1 protein-coding gene and 1 pseudogene are annotated in these 1,790 nt (G+C 41.3%); both read left to right on the top strand.

Annotation, left to right across the window (positions count from 1 at the left end; all coding sequences use genetic code 11):
• The first annotated feature begins 404 nt into the window (after window positions 1-404).
• Window positions 405-632 carry a FeoA family protein gene (locus tag R7E00_RS22695; RefSeq protein WP_005455496.1) on the top strand — a complete coding sequence of 76 codons (228 nt, stop codon included), beginning with the start codon at window positions 405-407 and terminating at the stop codon, window positions 630-632.
• Window positions 632-1,790, top strand: a pseudogene (locus R7E00_RS22690) (FeoB small GTPase domain-containing protein); the annotation flags it as partial. The gene R7E00_RS22695 and the pseudogene R7E00_RS22690, both read left to right, overlap by 1 nt.

Genomic DNA, 1,790 nt, shown 5'->3' with positions numbered 1-1,790 from the left:
GGAGTGACATGTTGCCATGCCACCTCTGGAATTCTTTTAAGAGGTTGCCCTCTCGATGGAATAACTATACGAGACCTTACTTATTTTTCTTATAAAAATAACGACAGGTTGATATGAGAAAAGCGACAATGTTGATTTTTGATTTTAAATTATTGATGTTAGAAGATAAAATTTATTCTGATTAGGGGATGTTAAGTTTTTGTTTCTTTTTGATGGTTTTCAAAATGTCGATTTTGACGAAAATGACGAGGTAAAACTTAACGGAGTTAACGTTCAAAATATGAAAGGCAATTATGGAATCTTTGATTTCACACAATGAATGGAAGGGTATAGAGGAGTATTATCGCAGCCTAAATACTCTTAAATAATAATATTTATCATTAGCAATACTCTTAAGGGCCACTATGAAATTATCAGAAATTAAACCTGGCGATACGGTGACAATTCGTTTGTTAGATGGTCTTTCATCAGATATTAGAAAAAAGCTTATGGTAATGGGGCTACTTCCGAACACAGAAGTTAAGGTGATCAGACGCGCGCCGATGGGAGACCCACTACAAGTTGAGGTACGCGGTGTATCTGTTGCGTTAAGAGAAACCATTGCTCAAAAAATTGAAGTGGAGCGAGTGTAATGCAGTATCAAGTTCTTACCGTAGGTAACCCAAACAGCGGTAAAACCACTCTTTTTAATGGTTTGACTGGTGCCAAACAGCAAGTCGGTAACTGGGCGGGTGTGACTGTTGAGAAAAAAACGGGTCAATTTAAGCACGCGGGTGATGAGTTTTTACTGACGGACTTGCCGGGCATTTACTCTCTGGATAGCGGTAACGATAGTAACAGTATCGATGAATCCATCGCTTCTCGTGCCGTGTTGACGCACCCAGCTGATTTGATCATCAACGTGATTGATGCCACCAGCTTAGAGCGCAGTCTATATATGACGCTGCAACTTCGTGAGCTTGGTCGCCCGATGGTTGTTGTTCTCAACAAAATGGATGCGTTAAAGCGTGAACGTCAGATGATCAACATTGCTGAGTTAGAAAAGACGCTAGGTTGCCCAGTGATCAGTTTGTCTGCCACTAATAAAGCACAAGTTGCTGAGTTTAAAGAAAAGCTCCACAAAGCCATAGTTCAGGGTGTTGCGCTAAAAGACCGCTCTTTGAATTACGGCGATAAGATGGAAGCAGCGATCGAGCATATTTCTTCTCTATTTAACGATCAAACCGTTTCTCATCGTGCATTAGCGATTCGTGCTCTAGAAAAAGACACGATGGTTCTCAATAGCCTGTCCGATCTTGATAGAAGCAAAGTACTGGAAGCGATTGCGACTTTAGATTTGGATATTGATTTACATGTTGCGGATACCAAATACACACATCTGCACAAACAATGTAAAAAAGTTCGCCGCAGTGAAGGCAAACTCAGCCGCAGTGTTACCGAAAAACTTGATCAGTTTATTTTGAACAAGTGGGTGGGGATTCCATTCTTCTTTGTTGTGATGTACCTAATGTTTATGTTCTCGATTAACATTGGTAGTGCATTTATCGATTTCTTTGATATCGGCGTTGGCGCACTTTTGGTTGATGGCGGTCATCACCTATTGGATGGTCATTTGCCAGTTTGGCTTGTGACGGTTATTGCCGATGGTATTGGTGGCGGTATCCAAACGGTAGCGACCTTTATTCCTGTCATTGCGAGTTTGTATTAGTTCCTCGCTGTGCTTGAGAGTTCGGGTTACATGGCTCGAGCTGCGTTTGTACTGGATAAAGTGGAGCAAAAAATAGGCTTAC

Origin of the sequence: Vibrio sp. Vb1755 (assembly GCF_033338635.1) — a bacterium.
GTDB lineage: Bacteria > Pseudomonadota > Gammaproteobacteria > Enterobacterales > Vibrionaceae > Vibrio > Vibrio alginolyticus.
Note: the sequence above shows the minus strand (reverse complement) of the source record. Positions and strands in the feature narration are given on the sequence as shown.

What these genes read in the sequence shown, in the direction of transcription:
- R7E00_RS22695 (WP_005455496.1), top strand. Translation starts at nt 405, where the DNA reads ATGAAATTATCAGAAATTAAACCTGGCGATACGGTGACAATTCGTTTG.